This window comes from Bradyrhizobium sp. IC4059 (assembly GCF_020193615.1).
GTDB classification, from domain to species: Bacteria; Pseudomonadota; Alphaproteobacteria; order Rhizobiales; family Xanthobacteraceae; genus Bradyrhizobium; species Bradyrhizobium yuanmingense.
The window spans coordinates 1-412 of the sequence record NZ_JADYVH010000052.1 but is presented as its reverse complement, the minus strand read 5'-3'; the positions used below and the strand labels follow the sequence as shown (position 1 = coordinate 412).

The following is a 412-nucleotide window of genomic DNA, read 5'->3' as shown; positions in this document are numbered from 1 at the left end:
GATTCAGATAGTGCATCAAAATCAACATCAGTATCAGATAGCGATTCAGCTTCATTGAGTAAGTCAACAAGTACGTCAACAAGCGACTCAGATAGTGCGTCAAAATCAACATCTGTATCAGATAGCGACTCCGCATCGTTGAGTAAGTCGACAAGTACGTCAACGAGCGATTCAGATAGTGCGTCAACATCAACGTCAGTGTCAGATAGCGATTCCGCATCATTGAGTAAATCGACAAGCACATCAACAAGTGATTCGGATAGTGCATCGACGTCAACGTCAGTATCAGACAGTACGTCCGCATCATTGAGTAAATCGACAAGCACGTCAACAAGTGATTCAGATAGTGCATCAAAATCAACATCAGTATCAGATAGCGATTCAGCTTCATTGAGTAAGTCGACTAGTACAT

General features: G+C 42.2%; 1 pseudogene. It reads right to left on the bottom strand.

Annotated elements, in window-relative coordinates:
- Positions 1 to 412: pseudogene (locus tag I6F12_RS37055) on the bottom strand (MSCRAMM family adhesin SdrC); the annotation flags it as partial.